Genomic DNA, 19,628 nt, shown 5'->3' with positions numbered 1-19,628 from the left:
TCGCACGTCAGGTCAACCCGGCGTGCGTGGTGGACGCGACCTCGACGACTTCGCCGTTGTCGTCGAGTTTCAACGCACCGGTGAGCAGGCCGACCACCTGGTTCATGCTGTGCGTCTTCGGCGACACCACGGCGACGCGCTTGCCGAGCCGGTGCACGTGGATCCGGTCGGCGATTTCGAAGACGTGCGGCATGTTGTGGCTGATCAACACCACCGGCAGGCCGCGGTCGCGGATCCGGCCGATCAGTTCCAGCACCTTCGCGGATTCCGCGACACCCAACGCGGCCGTCGGCTCGTCCATGATCACCGCTTTGGTGCCGAACGCTGCCGCGCGCGCCACCGCGACGCCTTGCCGCTGCCCGCCGGACAGCGTTTCCACCAGCTGGGTAATGGATTTGACCTTGATGCCGAGGTCGTCCAGGATCCGCTGCGCCTCGGTGCGCATGGTCGCGGTGTCGAGCTTGCGCAATCCGATCCCGAACGGTCCCTTGAGGCGCTTTTCGCGGCCGAGGAACATGTTCGACGCGATGTCCAGCGCTGGCGCGACCGCCAGATCCTGGTACACCGTCTCGATTCCGTAGTGCCTCGCGTCCAAAGGGGACTTGAAGTGGACCGTCTTTCCGTCCACTTTGATCTCACCGGCGTCCGGCACCACCGCACCGGACAATGCCTTGATGAGACTGGACTTTCCGGCCCCGTTGTCGCCGACCACGGCGAGCACTTCGCCGGGGTAGAGGTCGAAATCGGCGCCGTCGATGGCGGTGACCCGGCCGTAGCGCTTCACCAGGCCGCGCGCGGAAAGGGTCGGCTGCTGCTGCGTGGTAGTCATGACTGCTGCTGCCTCCGTGCGATCCGGTCCACGACCACCGCGGCGATCAGCAACGCGCCAGTCGCCAGGTCCTGGTAGTTGCCGTCCACGCCCATCTGCGTCAGACCCGAACGCAGCACCGCGACGACCAGCGCGCCGAACAGCGTGCCCAGCACCGAACCGCGTCCGCCGAACAGGCTCGTGCCGCCCAGCACCACCGCGGTGATCGAGTCGAGGTTGCCGAGCTGGAACTGGTTCGGGTCGGCGTTCGGCGTGCGCCCGAGCGCCTGCCACGCGGCGATGCCGAAGCACAGGCCGGCGACCAGATAGACCGACAGTACGGTGCGATTGACCTTGATCCCGGACAGCCGCGCGGACTCTGGTGCGTTGCCGACGGCGTAAACGTGCTTGCCCCACGCGGTTTTCGTCAGCGCGTACCAGACGACGAGGAACATGAGCAGCGCCAGCGTCATGCCGTAGGTGATCGGGATGCCGCCGAAGAGGTACCGCTTTGTGCCTAGCCAGGTGAGCAGCCCGTCGGAAACCGGGACCGCCTGTCCGCCCGCGATCAGCTTCGCCACCGCGGTCAGCCCGGTGAACGTGCCGAGCGTGATGATGAAGGCGGGCAGCTTGATCCGCGTCGCCAGCGTGCCGATGAACAGTCCGACCACGACGGTCAGCACGACTCCGGCCAGCAGTGCGAAGAAAACGTTCGTGACCGCCGCCAGTTTCGCCATCACCAGCGTCGCCACGACCATCGACGACGCGTTGGAAAGGTCGATGCCCGCGATCAGGATGATCAGCGTCTGGCCGAGCGCGAGCGTGCCGACCACCAGCGACTGCTGGACCACTGTGGACAGATTGTCCAGGTCGAAAAAGGTGTCCGTGGCAAAGGAAAACACCAGCACCGCCACGACCAGCGCCAGCGCCGGGCCGACCGCGGGGGCGCGCAGGAAGAACTCGCCGAGCGTCTCGCGCTCGCGGTTGTTGACCGTCGCGCTCGTCATTTCCCGCCTCCCCAGCAGTTCTGCAGACCCCACGCGGTGTCCTTGCTCGGGACGCCCGGCATCGGGTGGTCGGTGATCGCGGTCGAACCGGTGTTCACGAACCCGCTCGGCTTCTTTCCGGTCTTCGCGTACTCGACCGCCGCGAGCACGCCCTGCTCGGCCATCTTCCGCGGGAACTGCATCACGGTGACGGCGAACTGGCCGTTCTTGACGTTCTGCACGCCCTCGCAACCGCCGTCGATGGAGCCGACGGTGAGCTGGCTGTTGAGGCCCCTCGCTTTCAGGGCCGCGTACGCGCCGCGGCCCATCGGCTCGTTCATCGTGTAGACCGCGTTGAGGTCGGTGGTGCGCTGCAGGAGGTTCTCCATGCCCTGCTGGGCGAGGCTCTGGTCGCCGTTGGCGTTGGTGTGGCCCTTGATCTCCGGCGCGCCGTCCTTGAGCCCGATGCCCTTGAGGAACCCGCCGTGCCGCTGGGTGTCGACCGAACTGCCCGCGGTGCCGTCGACCATCAGGAGCTTGGGAGCCGCGCCCTTCAGCGCCGCCTTGACGTACGCACCCTGCTGCTCGCCGGCCGCGAAGTTGTCGGTGGCGAAGGTGGCGTCGACCGCGTCCGGCGGTTCGGTGGCGGTGTCGAGAGCGATCACCAGGATGCCGGCGTCGCGGGCGTCCTTGATGGCCTTGAGGACGCCGGTGGACGAACTCGGCGTGATCAGGATGGTGTTGACGCCCTGCTGCATCAGGTTCTCGATGGCGCGCACCTGACCGTCGTTGTCGCCGTCGAACTGGCCGGCGAGCGCGCTGAAGTCAGCGCCGTTGGCCTTGGCCGCGGCGGAGGCGGCGTTGCGCAGTTCGACGAAGTACGGGTTGGTGTCGGTCTTCGTGACGAGGCCGACCTTGGCCTTGCCGCTGCCGCCGGTTTTGGAGCTGCCGCCCCAGTGGCGTTCGACGGTGCACCCGGCGGTGGAGACCGCGACAGCGGCCGCCAAAGCGAGTGCGGTGAGACTCCGGTGTCTCATGGAGATGCCCTCCGAATCGAGGTGCGAGCTTGCCGATGGACGGGAAGGTAGACAGACTCAGTGCCATGACGCAAGCGTTTGCGCAAACGCTTGCCAACGCTCCTGGTTTCGCTCTCTTGATGAAGGACAGACATGCCGCGACCCCGCTCCGCCCGCCCGACCCAGCGCGACATCGCCGAAATGGCGGGCGTGTCGATCACGACGGTCTCGCACGTCGTGAACGGCACGCGGGCGGTGGCCGAGGAGACGAAAGCCGCGGTGCTGCGGGCGATCGAGACCACCGGCTACACCGGCGACGCGATCGCGCGCTCGCTGGTCACCGGGGGTACGCGGTCCATCGGGATGGCGATCTCGCTGGTCGCGAACCCGTACTTCGCGGCACTGATGCACGCGATCGAGCGAGAGGCGTCGGCAAACGGATACACCGTGCTGCTGGCGGACACGCACGACACCGCGGGCACCGAGCGGGACGTCGTGCGCGCGCTGCGCTCGCGCCGGGTCGACGGCCTGCTGATCACGCCCGCGCCCGGCGACGGGTCGGTGCTCGGCGAACTGGTGTCGCTGGACGTGCCGACCGTGCTGATGGACCGGCTCACCACCCGCACCGACATCGACCAGGTCGGCGCGGAGAACATCCAGGCGACCTCGGCGCTGACCGCGCATCTGGCGTCGCTGGGCCATCGCCGGATCGGGATGATCTCCGGCGCGCCCGGGCTGACCACGAGCGACGAACGCGTGCTGGGCTACCGGCTCGGCCTCGGCCGGTCGGGGCTGAGCTGGTCGCCGGATCTGGTCGCGTGCGGACAGTCCTCACGCGACGGCGGCGGTTTGGCGTTGAGCACCCTGCTCGCGCTGCCGGATCCGCCGACCGCACTGGTGGTGGCCAACGACAGCATGATGGTCGGCGTCCTGCACGAGGCGCGGCGGCGCGGCCTGCGGATCGGCCAGGACCTGCCTGTGGTGGTCTACGACGATGTCGAATGGGCCGACCTCGTCGACCCGCCGCTGACGACCATGGCCCAGCCGATCGACGAAATCGGTCGCCGCGCGGTGCAGCTGCTGCTGGCTCGACTGGCGGATCCCGGACGGCCCGCCGAGACTGTGCGGTTGCCGCCTACCTTGCGGCACCGGGCTTCGTGCGGGTGCGCGTAGCCCCCGGTCTTGACTGCCCGGCGTAACCAAGCACGTGCTTCGTTCACTCACCTCAGTGATTCTCGGGACCCGATCGTCTCGGGCCCTCTCTTAGGTGGCCCAACAGTGGCTACTGTTGGGTAGGTACCGACGACGAGGGCCGGGAAAATGACCGTTCTGGCGCCGGAGGTCTCCCACTGGGACCTGCCGGTCACCCATCGGTTCGGGGTGGCATTGGGGAGGCACGCCAGCCCGTACCACGACCAGCTGCTGCGTGCCATCCGCGGCGCTGCCGCGCGGGCGGGCTGCGACTTGCTGCTGGCCGACACCGGCGACTGCCCGCGCGAGGAAGCCGAAGTGCTGCGCGCACTGCAGGCGGATCGCGTCGACGGCGTGCTGCTGGTGCCCGCCCCTGGCGACGAGGCTGTCGTGAACGGGCTCGTGCGTACCGGCGTGCCCACCGTGCTGGTCGACCGGATCGCCGGCCGCAACGACGTCGACCAGGTCGGGTCGGAGAACTTCCAGGCCATGTCCGCACTGGTGGAACACCTGGCCGCGCGACGGCACCGGCGGATCGCGCTGATCACCGGCACCGAGGGAACGACCGTCAGCGAAGAACGCGCTCTCGGTTACCGCCTCGGCCTGGGCCGCGCCGGACTGCGCTACCACCCGGAACTGGTCGCGTCCGGCCTATCCACCGCAGGCGGTGCTGCTCGCGCCGCGGCCAAACTCCTGGACGGCTGGCCGTCGCCGACCGCGCTGGTCGTCGCGGGCGAGGCGATGCTGATCGGCGTGCAGTGGGAAGCGCACCGGCGCGGGATCCGGATCGGGTCGGAACTGGCGGTCGTCGGCTACGGGGACATGGATTGGGCGCGCACGGTTTCCCCTGGCGTGACGACGATGGCGCAACCAATCTCGGAAATCGGCCGCCGCGCGGTGCAGCTGTTGCTGGCGCGCTGCCGGGAGCCGGAACGCCGGCCGGAATCAGTCCGCCTCGCGCCTCGGTTCCTGCACCGCGCTTCGTGCGGCTGCTAGTGCAGGGTGGCAGCGGCTTCCAGCAACATCCATCCTCCAATTTGGACAGACAAATCCCGCTCGGCCTTACCGGGCGGGTTCGGGGCCGGTCGTGCCCACTCCGCGCTGAACAACGGTCCGGATTTCTCTTGCGTTGCACCGTTCCAGCAGGCTTCGGCCGAGTTCTGCACCAGACGTTTTGCCGTCTCCGCCTCTGGCCTCGGCAGCTTCTTCGCCGCTAGTGCTAGGTAGCGGGCGGCGATCGCCGAGAACAGTCCGCCGTCGCCGCCTTCCGAGCCGGGGAGGATGCCGCCGGGTGCGCCGTGTTTTTCTACCGCCCGGATGGTGCGGGCTGCTTCGTCCCAAAAGGACTGTTCGAGGCATGCGCCTAGGTAAACCCCTTGGCAGTACGAGAAAATATGCTTGACTAGTTCGCCGGTGTCCGCGCGGATTCCGTCCCAGACGAGGCCGGTTTCGGGATCTACCAACGTGTCGGTGAGCCATTGCGTCATAGCGCGAGCGCGTTCTCCGTCACCCACACGAGCGTGGAAGATGGCGGCTGGCCCGTTCGCCGGGGTATTCTTGAAGGATTCGCCTCGCCGCCACCAAATTCCTCCGCCAAGGTCTTCTGTCCAGCCTTCATGCAGCCGTTTGCCGATGGCGCCTAGTGCTTCGTCCACTGTAGACATATTGTGGGATAGCTTGTGCTGACGCACTCGTTGCAGAGCGAGCCCTAGCCAAGCTATGTCGTCGTAGTAGTCGTTGACCCACGAGCCGAAGTTGCGTCGGTGCACCGTCGTGATGAACCGGTTGATGAGCCGTGCGCGCTCTTGGGTGGGTTGACGAAGCTGCGCGTCGACGAGGCTGTCGAGGAGATGGGCCTGCCACCAGTAGTTCCAGTGCCAGTGGAGTCGCTGACTCATAGTGGGCGGCCAACCACTGCGGCCGAGGACGGTGCCGGGGAGGGCCCAGAGGCGGCGGAGGTGGCGGGCGCAGACCGCGCGTTCGGCCGCTGCGGCACGTTCAGCGTCACCAGCCGCGCCCTCGGCCGCCGCCGCACCCTCAACGCCGCCCGCCGCGCCTTTGGCTGCATTTGCCGCACCTTCAGCGCCACCCGCCGCGCCCTCGGCCGCCGCCGCACCCTCAGCGCCACCCTCAGCGCCTTTGGCCGCGTTTGGCTCACCCTCAACGCCACCAGCCACGCCCTCGGCCGCTTTTGCCGCACTCTCAACACCACCCGCCACGCCCTCGGCCGCCGCCGTACGCTCGGCAGGGTCGGTGGCGCGCGCTATGGCAGGGCGGGCCGCATCGCCGCGCGCAGCGGAATCGGCGGGCTCGGACGGATCGACGGTCATGGGTTGATTCTGCCTGCGCGGCGGAGAACTTGCCTCTGCACGACGCTTCCCGGCAGGCTGACGGCGTGGGCGGCACCGGCCCGAACCACGCGGCCAGGGCTGAGCGTGGGTTCTCGTGAGTGTCTATTCCGGTTCTAACCGGCGTAGCCACTCACGAGGCGGGAGGTCACCAAGCCTTGGAAAGGTCCGCGTGCTGCCGAATCCAAGCGTGCATCACGATGCCCGCCGCGACGCCCGCGTTGATTGACCTTGTCGTGCCGAACTGGGCGATGGACACCACCTTCGCCGAGTCAGTCTGGGCCGCTTCGGACAGGCCGGGGCCCTCCTGGCCGAACAGCAGCAGGCACTTCCGGGGCAGCTCGGCGGTTTCCACCGGCTCAGCACCAGGCGTGTTGTCGACGGCCACCACAGTCAGTCCCTCGGCCGTGGCGAACTCCAGGAGGCTCGCGACGTCTTCGTGGTGCCGGAGGTGCTGGTAGCGGTCCGTCACCATGGCGCCCCGGCGGTTCCATCGGCGACGGCCGACGATGTGCACCTCCGCGGCGGCGAAGGCGTTCGCGGTGCGGACGACGGTTCCGATGTTGTGGTCGTGCTGGAAGTTCTCGATCGCGACGTGGAACGGGTGCCGTCGGGTGTCCACATCGGACACGATCGCTTCGCGGCGCCAGTAGCGGTAGGCGTCGACCACGTTGCGGCGGTCGCCGTTGGCCAGGAGTTCGGGGTCGTAGCGCGGGTCGTCCGGCCAGGTGCCTGGCCAGGGACCGACGCCGACCTCCTCGCGGTTCACCCACTCGGTAGGGCCCGCTTCGTGTGGTTCCGTCGTCACGAAGGACGATTCTCGCTCAGCCGAGGCTGACGCCGTGCGCCGGACTGTCGTCGTGGCGGTGCCGCCAGCGCAGGTACGCGCCGAGGTACGAGATCACCAGCACCGCCAGCGCCACCGCGACCACCGCCGGCAGCAGCGAGCGCGGGAGCACCGTGCCGTAGAGGTAATACGCGTTGAACCCGCCGGGCAGATCGCCTAACCCCTGCTGGTGCCGGAAGAAATCCTCCAGTGCGGTGAGCGGGCACGGAATCGGCGTGACATTGACCAGCACGCCCCACCCCGCGAAGAAAATGTGCACGAAAATGATCTTCGGCCACCGCCACGCGAGGAAGCCGCCGAAGCCGATGAAGAGCAGGGCGAGGATGTGCACCGCCACGGTGACATCGGCGAGAACGTGCGCGACCGTCGTGTCCACCTTCGCCCCCTTCCCAGTGCACCTACCAGCGACGTTACTCCGATTACCCGGGCCGGGAGCGGGAAATCGGGGGACCTGCTGTGATGTTCGACCCACCGGAGCAACGGGTTCACCCGGGAGGTAACGGAGGGATCACTCCGGGTAGGAGAGCGGCCGGAACACCTCCACGAGCGGACCCATCGCGCGGGAAAGCACTCCGTTCCGTGCACTTGACGGAGCGGGAATCGGGGCGGCGAAAGCAAGCGGAAAAGCACTTGACAACGGAGAAGCAGGAGAGGGAAGAGAAAGGTCCAATATGCCGGAAAACTGGCGGGGCGGGAAACGCGTGAAGCGCAGGCGGACGACAAGGCGGCACCCGCAGCGCGGAACCTGAGCGGTCAAGGTGCGCTGATCTTGAGCGGTCAGGTGCGCGGAACTTGAGCGGTCAGGTGCGCTGATCCCGGTGGGTGAACGCCAATCTCAGCCCGGAGAACCCGTGCCCGGCCAGAGGCTGACCTCATTGAGCTTGAGGTCCTCGGGCAGCAGGGTCTCGGGCCCCGGACCAGCCGTCGACGTCCAGACGACCTCGGAGTCGGGGTGGAGGGCCACCCGAAGGTCACGCCGGGTGCGCGAACTCGATCGAGAGCACGTCGTCGGCCTTGAGAACGACTTCGTCGCCATAGGGCTCGACGTTCCAAGTGCGGGGCTAGTCGTCCTTATTGGTGACCTGGATCCGGATCGTCCACGCTCCCCGTCCCGTGCGTCGAGAACGACGATACCGGCCGGAAGACCACAACCAGGCCAGGTTCAGAGCGTTCAGCCAGCGAACGCTGCCCCGTCGATGTCCGTCACCACCAAGCGGATGCGCGCCTCCGCCCACTCCGTCGCCGCGAGCACTTCGCGCACCGCCGCCTCGGCGGCCGACAGCAGGGGCGGCAGCGGCAACCGCAAAGCCACCAACCGGACTTCCACTTCCTCCTCGGCCAGATCCACCGACCCGCCTGCAGGATCGGTCGGGAGCCAGCTGATTTCCGCGGCGACGCTCGTCGCCGGGCGGAGGCCGTCGATGGCGGTCAGTGCGTCGGCGAGTCTTCCGGCCAGCGAACGCGGATCGGTCACCGCCGCCCCACCTCAATGTCCAAAATGGACACTCGGACGGCGTCCACGGAGCGGCCGGTCTGTTCGAGGACTTCCCGGAACACCGCCCGTTGCACGGCGCGGCCCACCGCGGCGGCCTGGTCGGCTCCCGAGATGATCACATCCACCTCGACAGTCAGGCGGTCCTCGTGGATCCGGACCCGGACACCGTCGGCGGGGGCCGGTTCCAGGCCCTTCCAGCGTTGCCGGGCGGCGCGGGTCCAGGCGGTCGCCAAACCGAGCAGCCCGGGTTCCAGGCGCACCACACCGGCGGTTTCGGCGGCCGCCCTGGCGGCAACGCTCGCGATCACCGGGGCGGCGATCACGTATTCGGCGGTCATTCCCCGTCCTCGTACACGTCTTCCACCAGCAGATCCAGGCTGACCAGCGAAATACCCACTCGCGCGGTCGCGGCAGCAGACACCAGTTCTCGTACGCGGGCCAACGTGTCAGCGCCATTGGAGTTCCCCAGGCGCGTCGCGAGGGTGAGTTCGACCTCGACCTGAGCCGCGCCCGAGGGGTCGACGCCGACTTTTCGCACCCGTACGCGACGGGCGCGGACATCGCCGGCGGAGTCGGCCGCGTAGCGGAGCACCACCGCGACGGCTTGCTCGCTCACTTCCACGGAGCCTGGTTCGTCCGCGGAGAGGTCCAGCATCTGGCCTCGGCGCACTTCGGCGCGGACGGCCGACATGATCCGTCCCATCAGGTCCGGCGGGGTCGGATCGGGCTCGTCGATCAGCTCCTGCGTCGCCGAGCGCAGGGCCAGCAGGCTCTCCCGCGCGGTTCGGCAGTGGACGCACTCCGCCTGATGGTCGTCGGCCTCGTCCAAGTGGTCCCAGACCGTCTCCAGTTCCCGGCCGCACGGCAATTCGTAGTCCTGGTTCACCTCCACGGCTTCATCACCTCCGCCAGCTGCGCACGGGCCCGGGCAATACGCCCCCGGACCGCGGTGGGGTTCGCGCCGACGATCTCGCTGATCTCGTCGTACGACCGGCCGTGCACCTCACGCAGCAGCCAGCACGCCCGCTGCTGCGGGGTGAGCGTCTGAAGCGCCTCGTCGAGCGCGGCGAGCTGGCCGCTGACCTGCGCCGCGTGCTCGGGCTGAGTGTCGCGCCGCGGAGATTCGGCCAGGTCGAGGTCGACGTCGGCCTGCGGGCGGCGCGCCCGGATCACGTTGAGGCAGCGGTTGGTCGTTCCGCGGTACAGCCACCCGACGAACGCGTTGTCGTCGTTCAGCTGCGCCAGCTTCCGCCACGCGCCGAGGAACGCTTCCTGCACTACGTCCTCGGCGTCGCCGCGGTGATGCAGCATCTTCAGGGCAAGCCGGAACATCGGGCCCTGATAACGCTGCACAAGCTGTTCGTACGCGCGCACGTCGCCGTCTCGCGCACGGCTGACGAGGGTGGCGTCGTCGAGCGGGACACTGGTCGTGGTCACGGCACCCCCTTCCGTCAGAGGGACACCGCGAGGCGGGCATTCATCACGCACGCATTGTGAGTGACAGTGCTCACTTTCGCTCAGTTGAGCCCGAGGTCGTCCTTGTTCAGCAGGTACCGGTACTCGAGCCCGGCCTTCTCGATGGCTTCCCGGGCACCGGTGTCGCGGTCGACGACCGTTGCCACGCCGACCACGGTGGCCCCGCCTTCGCGCAGCGCCTCGACCGCGGTGAGCACGCTGCCGCCGGTGGTGGAGGTGTCCTCGACGGCCAGCACCCGCTGCCCGCGCACCTCCACGCCCTCGATCCGGCGCTGCATCCCGTGTTCCTTGATCGCCTTGCGGACGACGAACGCGTCGAGCACCACGCCCTCGGCCGCCGCGGAGTGCAGCATCGCCAGCGCTACCGGGTCCGCGCCGAGGGTGAGCCCGCCCGTCGCGACGTAGTCCCAGTCAGCGGTGAGCTGCCGCAGCAGCTTGCCGATGAGCGGGGCGGCCGCGTGCTGCAGCGTCGCCCGCCGGAGGTCGACGTAGTAGTCGGCTTCCTTGCCCGAGGCCAAGGTGACCTTGCCGTGCACGACGGCCAGTTCGCTGACCAGCCTGGCCAGTTCGAGCTTCGCAGTTTGATCCAACCCGGGGTACGCCACGGCCGAGAGTCTTACACACGGCACCGACAACTTCCGCGCGTCACTCCCCGGTCGCGACGGCCGTCACCGGACGCGCCCGCGTCGCCACCCAAGCGGGGAGGACCGCGGCGAGCAACGCGAGCACGATCGCGGTCGCGATGATCACCAGGTAGATGGACACCGGCCCGTCCGGAAGCACCCGGCCGGTCGCGACGAGACAGAACGGCACGATCGCGCCCGCCGACACGACGGTGCCCAGCAGGATGCCGATCGCGGCGATCAGGCCGCCTTCGCCCGCTGCCATCCGCAGCACCTGACCGCGGGTGAAGCCGCCGAGCCGTTGCAGGCCGAACTCCCTCCGCCGCTGTGAGGTGGCCATGACCAGGGTGTTCACCACGGAGATCACCGTGTAGCCGACGATCATGCCGACCAGCAGGTAGTTCACCCAGGCACCGGTCTCGTCGCTCTTGGCGTTCGCGGCGGCCAGCGTGCTCCGGTCGCCGACGGACACCGGGAGACCGGCGGTCGCGGCGGTCAGGCTTTGGGTCAGCCGCGCCTGGTCGACGCCGGGAGCGGCGCGGACGAGCACCTGCCGGGCGAGGCCGGTGGAGGTGTGCCCGGCGAGCAGGTCGGCGGGCAGGAGGAGCTGTTCGGCACCGTCTCGCTGATGCACGATCGCGACGATGCGAAGGGTCCGGTCGGTCCCGTCGCCGAGACGGAGCGTGACCGATTCCCCGACGGATCGGGAGACCTCGGCGGCGTCGGGCAACGCGATCGTGTCGCCGGTGAGGTCGGCGAGATTGCCGCGCACGACTGTGGCGGCGTTGGTCGTCGCGTCGGTGAGGCCCAGCGCCGGGTAGCCCTTCTTGGTCTGGTTCTCGTCGAACGGAGCGGTGATGAACGCGCGGCTGGTGACGTACGTCGAGACCGCCGCGACGCCGTCCGCCTGCCGGACACGGTCGATCGCCTCGGGAGAAACCCCGGTCGGGCCCGCGACGACCGCGTCGGCGCGGAGGTCTTCGGCGAACGCCTCCGCGGAAGCGGCGGTGGTCGTGGTCTGCAGGTAGATGTTGGCGGTCGCGATGCCGACGGCGAGCATGATCGGGGTGACCGCGCCGGCCACCCGGGTCGCCGCGTTGCGGGTGTTGGTGATCGCCAGCCAGCCGGTGACGCCGCTGAACAGGCGCATCGGGCCGGACAACAGGATCGCGGTCAGCTTCGTGACGCCCGGGCTGATCATCGCGACGCCGATCGCCCACAGCATCACCGCCGGACCCGCGGTGCTCGCCGCGATGGGTCCCGTCATCACCGCGAGGGTGACGATGCCCAGCGCGGTACCGCCGCCAAAGCACAGGATGGCCACGATCAGCCGCAGCGGCGTCAGCCAGCCGCGCGGCACGGACGCCTCGGCGAGCGCTTCGGTCGGCCGGATGCGGCCGACGCGGAATCCGGCGACCAGCGCGGAAATCCCGACGGCGAGCAGCGTCGCGCCCGCCGCGACGAGCATCGGGACCCAGCCCTGGTGGAACTGCACCTCGGGGGAAATGAACCCGCCCGAGGTGAACTGCCCGAACAGCCACCGGCCGAACATCGGGCCCAGCGCGGCCGCGACTCCGGTGGCGAGCACGCCGATGACCAGAGCTTCGCCCAGAACCATGCGCCGCAGCTGCCGCGGGGTCGTGCCGATCGCGCGCAGCAGAGCCAATTCCCGCTGCCGCTGGCGCACCGACAGCATCAGCGTGCTCGCGATGACGAACACCGCGACCATAATGGACAGTCCACCCGCGACACCGGCCAGCGGGATCAACCGGCCGCCGCTCACTTGCGCCTCCGGGAATTCGGCTAGACCGCGTTCGTCCCCGGTCAGCACGGACACACCCGAACCCAGCTGCAAGGCGGCAGGATTGTCAGTGACGACACCGAAATAGTCGACCTCGCCGGGGTGCCCGGAGAACTGGCCGGCGACCTCGTCGGCGAAGAAGACATCCGGCCGGTCGCTGGTCCGGGCGACGCGGTAGTGGCGGATCGTCCCCTGCACGGCCAAGTCGACAGTCGCTCCGGCCGGCACTCCGCTGGCGGCGGGCAGCACCACTTCGTCGGCACGCGGCGCGGGACCGGGAAGCCGGGCAGACTCCCAGCCGTGCGCGGTCAGCGGCTGCTTCCCCAACGCTACCGGGAAATTCACCTCACCGACCACTGTGGACACTCCGGGCGTCGCGCGGATCTTTTCCGCGAGCGCACTGTCCAACCGGACCCGTTCCGGCAACGCCACCGACTGCGTCTTGGGCTTGTCGGAATGCTTTTGCAGTTCGAAATCCTGTTGTCCGGCAACGACAGCCGTCGCCCAGGCCAACCGGTGCGGCGGCGTGGCGGACCGGATCCCGGTCTCCATCAGACCAGCGCACGCGGACACGATCACCGCACCGAGGAACGCGGCCACGAACGCGGCGATGAACCCGCCCGTGCGGAAACGCAAGGTGCGCAAGGCAAGACTGAACATCAGAAACCGCCCACGGGTGCCCGGTCGGCCCAGGCGCCGAGGTGCGTCATGCGTTCCGCGACCGCCGTGGCGGTCGGCCGGACCAGTTCTCCGGCGACGCGGCCGTCCGCGAGGAAAACGACCCGGTCGGCGTAGGAAGCGGCGACCGGATCGTGCGTCACCATCACGACGGTCAGCCCGCCGCGCACCGATTCCGACAGCAGGCCAAGGATTTCCCCCGCGGTGCGGGTGTCCAGCGCGCCGGTCGGCTCGTCGGCGAACAGCACCGCCGGACGGCTGACCAGCGCGCGGGCGATCGCCACCCGCTGCTGCTGCCCGCCGGACAGCTGTCCCGGCAGGTGCTTGCGCCGGTCGCTCAGTCCGACGTGCCCGAGCATCTCGGCGACGCGGCGGCGGTCCGGACGGCACCCGGCCAGCCGCAGCGGCAGCACGACGTTCTGCTCGACGGTCAGCGCGGGCAGCAGGTTGAACGCCTGGAAGACGAACCCGACCTTGTCCCGGCGCAGCTTCGTCAGCTGCGTCTCGGAGAGGTTGCCCAGCTCCTGATCGTCGAGCAGGACCGAACCGCTGGTCGGCCGGTCGAGTCCGGCCGCGCAGTGCAGGAACGTGCTCTTGCCTGAGCCCGACGGGCCCATCACCGCGGTGAACCCGCCGCGCGGGAACGACAGGCTCACCCCGTCCAATGCCGTGACCCGGCCGTATTCCTTCCGTACGGCTTCGAGCCGCACCGCTTCCCCAGTCGCCATGGGGAAAACGCTATGGCCCGCCGGGGGAAAACACCCTGGGGCACGCACGCCGGGACGGGGTAGGGCTGTCCCTACCCCTCAGGTGCGACGGCGGTTGCCGAACCCGCCGGCGAGCTTGCGCAGCACCGGGCGCGGCAGCAGCCCGCCGATCCCGACCAGGGCCTTGTACTGCAGGCTCGGCACCGAAATCACCTTGCCGCGGCGCAGGTCGGCGAGGGCTTCGTCGACGACCTGGGCCACGTCGAGCCAGAACGCCTTCGGCCCTTCCCGCTGCAGACCAGCGCGCTCGTGGAACTCGGTGTAGGTGAAGCCCGGGCACAGCGCCATCATCCGCACGCCCTTCGGCAGCGACATCGCGATGCCCTCGGTGAACGACGTGACCCAGTTCTTGCTGGCGGTATAGGTCGACCCGCGGCCGGAAAAGAAGCCGGCGACACTGGAAACGTTGATCACGGAGCCGTGTCCGCGTTCGACCATGCCCGGCAGCGCCGCCCGGCTCAGCTGCAGCACAGCGGTCACGTTCACGTCCAGCTGGCGTTGCAGGTCCTCGGCCGGGATCTCCCAGAACTCGCCGCTCAGCCCGAAGCCGGCGTTGTTGACCAGCAGGTCGACCGGCTGGCTTTCCAGCAGCTCAGCGACCCGGCGACGGCCGTCCACTTCGGACAGATCGGCGGACAGCACGGTCACCTCGACGCCGTGCCGCGCGCGCAGCTGCTCAGCCAGCGCGGTCAGCCGCTCCTCGTCCCGGGCGACCAGGACTAAGTCGTGCTTCTCGGCGGCGAGGCGGCGCGCGAACTCCGCGCCGATGCCCGCGGTGGCCCCGGTGATCACAGAAGTGGTGGTCATGTGGGTGAAGCTACCCGTTTTTCAGCTGCGTTTGCGCTGGTGGCGCAGTATCGTCCGGCGCATGGGCAAGCACACCAAGCGGACGCCCGGATATCTGCCCCGGATGGCCGCCGGTGCGGCGCCCCTCGCTCTGTTGCTCGCCGGCCCGGCAGCGGCGCTGGCGGACACCCCGCGCGGGGGATTGCCGCTCGACCTGCATCAACACGGTTCCTCCTCCGACCTCCAGCTCACCCGCGACGAGACGGTCGCGACGCACGACCTGCCAGCGTCCACCGCGTCGAACCTGCGCCAGGCGCTCGATCAGGACGCCGCGAGCCAGTCCCAGACCCATGACGTGCGCCTCGGCGAGGCAGGCCGCGCGGTCACCGGCAATGACCTCGGCGTGCACCACACCCGGCCGTTCGACAGCGCGCACGTGGCCGGTCTGGACCAGTCGATGCGGCACGGCGTCCAGCTGCCGCACGGCGTCGACGCGCTCTCCAGCAGCAAAACCAGCGCCGAGACGGGTCTGGCCGGCCGGTTCTCCGGCGACCTGATGAGCGGCACCCGCTTCGAACGCACCTCCGCCGACGCCGTCGACCTCGGACCGGCGGGCTCGGTGGTCGCGAACTCGGACGAGAACGTGCTCGGCCAGTTCACCGGCAAACTCGACGTGACGCGGCTGGAGACCACCGAGCGGCACAGCGTGTCCGGCGACCTCGGCCCGGTCCACGCGCTGGCCGCGACCAGCCAGTCGACCGCCGAGCGTTCGGACCGGTTCCACGGCGAACTGTCCGCCGCGGAGATCGCGGCGGTGCGCGCGAGCACGGCTTCTACTGTGGGTATTCCGGTTACGCGGAGCCAGCACGTGGGCGCCGAGGTGCTGGGAAATCCGGTCATCGACAACGGTTGGACAGTTTCCGGGCCGCCGTTCACTTTCTCGCCCGGATGAGTTCATCGGCTCGCCGCGTCCGGTTTCGGATACCGGGTCCGGACCGTTTCCGGATCGTGAAACCGGCCACCGGACCCCCGGCGGTGAGCTGTCCGGCCTCACCCGTTCGCCGTAAATAAGGGCGGGTTTCTTTTACTCACCGTGGTTATTCGCCGGGCGAACCCCGGCTCGACCAGGTGGGGCTGCCGCCGGGAGAGTCCCCAGCGGGAGGCCCATCTCCGCTTGGATAGCCTGCGGGGTGTGGTCGACCTCGAATCCGTTGCCGCCGAAACGGCGTCTCCGACAGCTATCGGCAAGAGCCAGGCCGGGCGTCGGGCGCGGTTGCTCGCTGCGGTTTTCGGAATCGCTGGCGCGATCCTGGCGATCGCGGTCCCGTTCCTGCCCGTCACGCTTGAGCAAACCACGCTCGACTGGCCGACGGCCCAGGGCACCAGAGCGGTGTCCGCCCCGCTGACCGCGCAAGCGCCTATCTCGCTCGACGCGAAGGTCCCCTGCGCGACCGCGCGGGCGCTCGACGCGCGCACCGACGGCAGCGCCGTGCTGTTCAGCACCAACCCGGGCTCCAGCATCGGCGTCGTCAACGGGATGGCGCTGCAGGTCGGAGACGGCCAGCTCACGCTCTCCTCGCAGGGCCAGCAGCTCGGCGCCGCCCCGATCGGCGAGGGCGACTGCACGATCACCGTGCACAGCGACCCGAAGCGCACCACGGCGTACGTCGGCGGGAACCGGCTGGCCGACGTCACCGACGACCACCGGCCGCAGCTCACCGGCTTCTTCTCCGACCTCACGAACCAGGACGACACGCGCGGCCTCTCGGTCTCCGCGCAGGTCGACAACCGCTGGGCCAGCACCGCGACCGGCATCAAACTGGCCGCCATCGTGCTGTCGGTGCTCTGCTTCATCGGCGCGGTGCTCGCGCTGTACCGCCTGGACCGGCTTTCCGGCCGCCGCGCGACCCGGCTGGCCGCGCGTGGCTGGTGGAAGCTGAAATTCCTGGACGTAGCCGTGCTCGGCACGCTCGTGGTCTGGTGGCTGATCGGCGCGATGACCGCCGACGACGGCTACTTCACGACCATGGCGCGCGTCCGCGGCGACGCCGGGTACATCGGCGAGTACTACCGGTGGTTCGCCGCGCCGGACGCGCCGATGGCGTGGTTTGTCGATGTCTACGCGGCGATGGCCAAGGTCAGCACGCTGACGCCGTGGATGCGGCTGCCGTCGCTGCTGATGGGCATCGCCTGCTGGATGCTGATCAGCCGGGGCGTGCTGCCGCGGCTCGGCAAACAGGTGCGGACGAGCAGCGCGGCCGGCTGGGCGGCGGGCGCGGTGTTCCTCGCCTTCTGGCTGCCCTACGACAACGGCCTGCGCCCGGAGAACCTGGTCGCGCTGCTGTCGCTGATCTCGATCTGCACCGTCGAACGCGCGGTGGCGACCCGGCGGCTGGGCCCGGCGGCGATCGGGCTGACCGTCGCGGCGCTGTGCGTCTCGGTCAACCCGCACGGGCTGATGGCCGTGCTGCCGTTCGTGGTCGGGCTGAAACCGCTGGCGAAGATCGTCCTCCGGCACGCCCGCCAGTTCGGCTGGGTGCCGGTGCTCGCCCCGATCGCCGCCGCCGGGCTGGTGATTCTCGCGCTGATCTTCTGCGACCAGACGCTGCGCGGCACGCTCGAATCGGTGCGGCTGCGGTCCTCGCTCGGCCCGACCGGGGCCTGGTACGACGAACTCGACCGGTACTCGATGCTGTTCAGCAACGGCCCGGACGGCTCCATGACGCGCCGCTTCCCGGTGCTGTTGATCTTCCTGTGCCTGGCGACCTGTGCGGTGGTGCTGTTGCGGCGCGGGAACATCCGCGGTGCCGCACTCGGCCCGAGCCGACGGCTGCTCGGCATCAGCGCACTGTCCTTTGTGGTCCTCGCGCTGGCTCCGACCAAGCACTCGCACCACTTCGGCATGCTGGTCGCGGTCGGCGGTCCGCTCGCGGCGCTCACCGCGCTGTCGACGAGCACGACGGTGCTGCTGTCGCGCCGAAACCGCTCCGCGTTCTTCGCCGGACTGATGGTGATCGTCGCGCTGGCTTCCACCGGGCCGAACGCCTGGTGGTACGTCTCGGCCTGGGGCGTGCCGTGGTTCGACCTTCCGCCGCAGGTTTTCGGCATCAAGCTGAGCACGATGGCCCTCGTCGCGGCGGCGGTCGCGCTGACGATCGCCGCGATCGAGCACATGAAGCACAACGAACACGAACCGTTCGTGCCGCCCGCGCCGGTGTCGCGGTCCGATCTGGAAAACCGCGGCCGGGCGCTGCGGCTCGGGCTCGCGCCGCTGTCGACGGTGTGCGCGATCCTGGTGCTGTTCGAGATCGGCAGTATCGCGAAGGGCATCCAAAAGCGCTGGGACACCTACAACATGGGTGCCGACAACATCCGCCAGCTGGCCGGGCAGAGCTGCGGGCTGTCCGACTACATCAAGGTCGAACGCGACCCGAAGGCCGGGCTCCTCGAAGCCGCGCCGCAGCAGCCGCAGGACGCCGCTCCCGGCTGGCAGGTGCCCGCCGACGCCGACCGCGGGGTCACTCCGAAGGACTGGCTGGCCAGTACCCAGAAGGGCTTCGTGACCAACGGCGGCCTGCCTGCCGACGACAAGTGGAAGCCGCCGTACGAATTCGGCACGGACGCCGCACCGATCTGGGGCAGCTACCACAAGTCCGGCGACGGTGCCGGCGACCTGCGCACCCAGTGGTACTCGATCCCGGAACGAGCCCGCGACGGCTCGGTGCCGATCGTCGTCTCTCTCACCGGCAAGGCCGACGATCCGAACGCGCTGACCGCCGAATTCGGCAAGAACACGCCTCGCGGGTTCGAGGTGCTCAGCCGCGAGAAACTCGACGCGAAGAAGAAAAACACCGATTGGCGAGACGCGCGGGTCAGCGTGCCCGACGGCGCCGACCAGGTGCGAATCGTGGCGAAGGGCCGCGGACTCGGCAGCGAAGGCTGGGTCGCGTTCAGCGCCCCGCGCGCCCCGAAGATCGCGAAAATGACCGATGTGGTCGGGCAAAGCCCGGTATTCCTGGAATGGGCCGCCGCCGCACAACACCCGTGCCTGCGCCCGTCGTCGATCCACAACGGAATCGCCGAAATGCCGAAATACCGAATCAGCGCAGGCGACGATCTGCGAACGGTCGGCCGATTCTGGTCCTCGCCAGCAGGCGGCGGCCCGTTCGTGTGGATGAACGCGAACACCCAGATGGAAGCACTGCCGACGTACCTGGAAGGCGACGTCGACCGAGACTGGGGAACCCTGTACGAGGTCAAACCCGAAGTCCCGAACGCCCTTCCCCCTTCGGCGGCACTGCACCAGCAGTCGGTGACGCACTCCGGCATCTGGTCGCCCGGCCCCCTGGCCAAGCCCGCCAACCCAACCGGAGAAACGTAAACCCGGCACCTGGCTGGATCTGGACGAGTTAGGCCGATTCGTTCCGCCCCAACGCCACATTGGGTGCATCCCACGCACCCAATGTGGCGTTCGGTGCATCCCACGCACCCAATGCCACATTGGGGCGCTAGCCGCCCCCAAACGTCCGTGAAGGGCTCCTTGAGGGAATCTAATTCCCTCAAGGAGCCCTTCACGGACCTTGCCGCACCCGCGCACCCAAACCCCCAGCGCACCCAAGCCCCGCGCACCCACCCCTAAACCGCAGCCGCGAACGCAACTCACCACCCCGCCCCAAGCCCCGCGCACCCACCACCCCAACCGCAGCCCGCCCACAAAAACCCACCAGCGCAGCCACACCCGGCCCTGCACCCCGATACGAAGCCTCCCCTGCGGTTCGGGGGTGCTTGTCAAGGCATCTTTCCCGC

At 69.1% G+C, this 19,628-nt stretch carries 17 protein-coding genes and 1 pseudogene; 4 read left to right on the top strand and 14 right to left on the bottom strand.

Translation table 11 applies throughout. The features are described 5' to 3' along the window. Positions 1 to 7: 7 nt before the first annotated feature. From ACWGIC_RS00090 to ACWGIC_RS00080, 3 genes are read right to left on the bottom strand one after another with little or no spacing between them, the layout of a single operon-like run. On the bottom strand, positions 8 to 829 hold the full coding sequence (locus ACWGIC_RS00090) for an ATP-binding cassette domain-containing protein (protein ID WP_452073660.1): 822 nt from the start codon (positions 827 to 829) through the stop codon (positions 8 to 10). Continuing rightward, on the bottom strand, positions 826 to 1,815 hold the full coding sequence (locus ACWGIC_RS00085) for an ABC transporter permease (RefSeq protein WP_452073659.1): 990 nt from the start codon (positions 1,813 to 1,815) through the stop codon (positions 826 to 828). Before ACWGIC_RS00085 ends, ACWGIC_RS00090 begins: the two co-directional genes overlap by 4 nt. Next, positions 1,812 to 2,831 (bottom strand): substrate-binding domain-containing protein, encoded by a 1,020-nt coding sequence (locus ACWGIC_RS00080; RefSeq protein WP_452073658.1) that lies wholly within the window; start codon positions 2,829 to 2,831, stop codon positions 1,812 to 1,814. Before ACWGIC_RS00080 ends, ACWGIC_RS00085 begins: the two co-directional genes overlap by 4 nt. A gap of 132 nt (positions 2,832 to 2,963) precedes the next feature. Here ACWGIC_RS00080 and ACWGIC_RS00075 point away from each other — a divergent pair, with 132 nt between their 5' ends. Together ACWGIC_RS00075 and ACWGIC_RS00070 are read left to right on the top strand one after the other, a co-directional pair. After that, on the top strand, positions 2,964 to 3,983 hold the full coding sequence (locus ACWGIC_RS00075; protein ID WP_452073657.1) for a LacI family DNA-binding transcriptional regulator: 1,020 nt from the start codon (positions 2,964 to 2,966) through the stop codon (positions 3,981 to 3,983). A 147-nt stretch (positions 3,984 to 4,130) separates the two neighbouring features. Then, positions 4,131 to 4,997, top strand: coding sequence for a LacI family DNA-binding transcriptional regulator (locus tag ACWGIC_RS00070; protein ID WP_452073656.1), 867 nt, complete (start codon positions 4,131 to 4,133; stop codon positions 4,995 to 4,997). Here the strand turns inward: ACWGIC_RS00070 and ACWGIC_RS00065 are convergent. From ACWGIC_RS00065 to ACWGIC_RS00015, 11 genes and pseudogenes are all read right to left on the bottom strand, one after another. Continuing rightward, a pseudogene (locus ACWGIC_RS00065) lies at positions 4,994 to 5,995 on the bottom strand (glycoside hydrolase family 76 protein); the annotation flags it as partial. The gene ACWGIC_RS00070 and the pseudogene ACWGIC_RS00065 overlap by 4 nt on opposite strands. 502 nt (positions 5,996 to 6,497) lie before the next feature. Next, positions 6,498 to 7,157 carry a TrmH family RNA methyltransferase gene (locus ACWGIC_RS00060; RefSeq protein WP_452073655.1) on the bottom strand — a complete coding sequence of 220 codons (660 nt, stop codon included), beginning with the start codon at positions 7,155 to 7,157 and terminating at the stop codon, positions 6,498 to 6,500. A gap of 16 nt (positions 7,158 to 7,173) precedes the next feature. After that, complete coding sequence (locus tag ACWGIC_RS00055; RefSeq protein WP_452073654.1) at positions 7,174 to 7,572, bottom strand: DUF2784 domain-containing protein; 399 nt, start codon at positions 7,570 to 7,572, stop codon at positions 7,174 to 7,176. Between the two features lie 795 nt (positions 7,573 to 8,367). Beyond that, a complete protein-coding gene (locus ACWGIC_RS00050) occupies positions 8,368 to 8,670 on the bottom strand; it encodes a hypothetical protein (RefSeq protein ID WP_452073653.1) in 303 nt (100 codons plus the stop codon). Then, a complete protein-coding gene (locus ACWGIC_RS00045) occupies positions 8,667 to 9,029 on the bottom strand; it encodes an Asp23/Gls24 family envelope stress response protein (RefSeq protein WP_452073652.1) in 363 nt (120 codons plus the stop codon). The genes ACWGIC_RS00050 and ACWGIC_RS00045 overlap by 4 nt, the downstream gene beginning before the upstream one ends. Further along, the gene (locus tag ACWGIC_RS00040) at positions 9,026 to 9,583 is read right to left on the bottom strand and encodes an Asp23/Gls24 family envelope stress response protein (protein WP_452073651.1); all 558 of its coding nucleotides are present in this window, start codon (positions 9,581 to 9,583) and stop codon (positions 9,026 to 9,028) included. Before ACWGIC_RS00040 ends, ACWGIC_RS00045 begins: the two co-directional genes overlap by 4 nt. Then, on the bottom strand, positions 9,574 to 10,128 hold the full coding sequence (locus ACWGIC_RS00035; protein WP_452073650.1) for an RNA polymerase sigma factor: 555 nt from the start codon (positions 10,126 to 10,128) through the stop codon (positions 9,574 to 9,576). Before ACWGIC_RS00035 ends, ACWGIC_RS00040 begins: the two co-directional genes overlap by 10 nt. 80 nt (positions 10,129 to 10,208) lie before the next feature. Next, entirely contained in the window at positions 10,209 to 10,772 is a 564-nt protein-coding gene (pyrE, locus tag ACWGIC_RS00030; protein WP_452073649.1) for an orotate phosphoribosyltransferase, read from the bottom strand. Between the two features lie 40 nt (positions 10,773 to 10,812). Further along, positions 10,813 to 13,236 (bottom strand): ABC transporter permease, encoded by a 2,424-nt coding sequence (locus tag ACWGIC_RS00025; RefSeq protein WP_452073648.1) that lies wholly within the window; start codon positions 13,234 to 13,236, stop codon positions 10,813 to 10,815. Between the two features lie 14 nt (positions 13,237 to 13,250). Beyond that, the gene (locus ACWGIC_RS00020; RefSeq protein WP_452073647.1) at positions 13,251 to 13,997 is read right to left on the bottom strand and encodes an ABC transporter ATP-binding protein; all 747 of its coding nucleotides are present in this window, start codon (positions 13,995 to 13,997) and stop codon (positions 13,251 to 13,253) included. 78 nt (positions 13,998 to 14,075) lie between these two features. Beyond that, entirely contained in the window at positions 14,076 to 14,843 is a 768-nt protein-coding gene (locus ACWGIC_RS00015) for an SDR family NAD(P)-dependent oxidoreductase (RefSeq protein ID WP_452073646.1), read from the bottom strand. Between the two features lie 61 nt (positions 14,844 to 14,904). Between ACWGIC_RS00015 and ACWGIC_RS00010 the strand changes: the two genes are divergently transcribed. Both ACWGIC_RS00010 and ACWGIC_RS00005 read left to right on the top strand, forming a co-directional pair. Then, on the top strand, positions 14,905 to 15,774 hold the full coding sequence (locus tag ACWGIC_RS00010; RefSeq protein ID WP_452073645.1) for a hypothetical protein: 870 nt from the start codon (positions 14,905 to 14,907) through the stop codon (positions 15,772 to 15,774). Positions 15,775 to 16,014: 240 nt separating this feature from the next. Beyond that, a complete protein-coding gene (locus ACWGIC_RS00005) occupies positions 16,015 to 19,203 on the top strand; it encodes an arabinosyltransferase domain-containing protein (RefSeq protein ID WP_452073644.1) in 3,189 nt (1,062 codons plus the stop codon). Positions 19,204 to 19,628 lie beyond the last annotated feature (425 nt).

This window comes from Amycolatopsis sp. NPDC054798 (genome assembly GCF_053611505.1).
This window is presented reverse-complemented; position numbering and strand designations above follow the sequence as displayed.

Excerpts from the sequence above, each read along its gene's own strand:
- ACWGIC_RS00015 (WP_452073646.1), bottom strand. The coding sequence starts at position 14,843 with ATGACCACCACTTCTGTGATCACCGGGGCCACCGCGGGCATCGGCGCG.
- ACWGIC_RS00080 (WP_452073658.1), bottom strand. The coding sequence starts at position 2,831 with ATGAGACACCGGAGTCTCACCGCACTCGCTTTGGCGGCCGCTGTCGCG.
- ACWGIC_RS00075 (WP_452073657.1), top strand. The coding sequence starts at position 2,964 with ATGCCGCGACCCCGCTCCGCCCGCCCGACCCAGCGCGACATCGCCGAA.
- ACWGIC_RS00085 (WP_452073659.1), bottom strand. The coding sequence starts at position 1,815 with ATGACGAGCGCGACGGTCAACAACCGCGAGCGCGAGACGCTCGGCGAG.
- ACWGIC_RS00070 (WP_452073656.1), top strand. The coding sequence starts at position 4,131 with ATGACCGTTCTGGCGCCGGAGGTCTCCCACTGGGACCTGCCGGTCACC.
- ACWGIC_RS00045 (WP_452073652.1), bottom strand. The coding sequence starts at position 9,029 with ATGACCGCCGAATACGTGATCGCCGCCCCGGTGATCGCGAGCGTTGCC.
- ACWGIC_RS00090 (WP_452073660.1), bottom strand. The coding sequence starts at position 829 with ATGACTACCACGCAGCAGCAGCCGACCCTTTCCGCGCGCGGCCTGGTG.
- ACWGIC_RS00010 (WP_452073645.1), top strand. The coding sequence starts at position 14,905 with ATGGGCAAGCACACCAAGCGGACGCCCGGATATCTGCCCCGGATGGCC.
- ACWGIC_RS00020 (WP_452073647.1), bottom strand. The coding sequence starts at position 13,997 with ATGGCGACTGGGGAAGCGGTGCGGCTCGAAGCCGTACGGAAGGAATAC.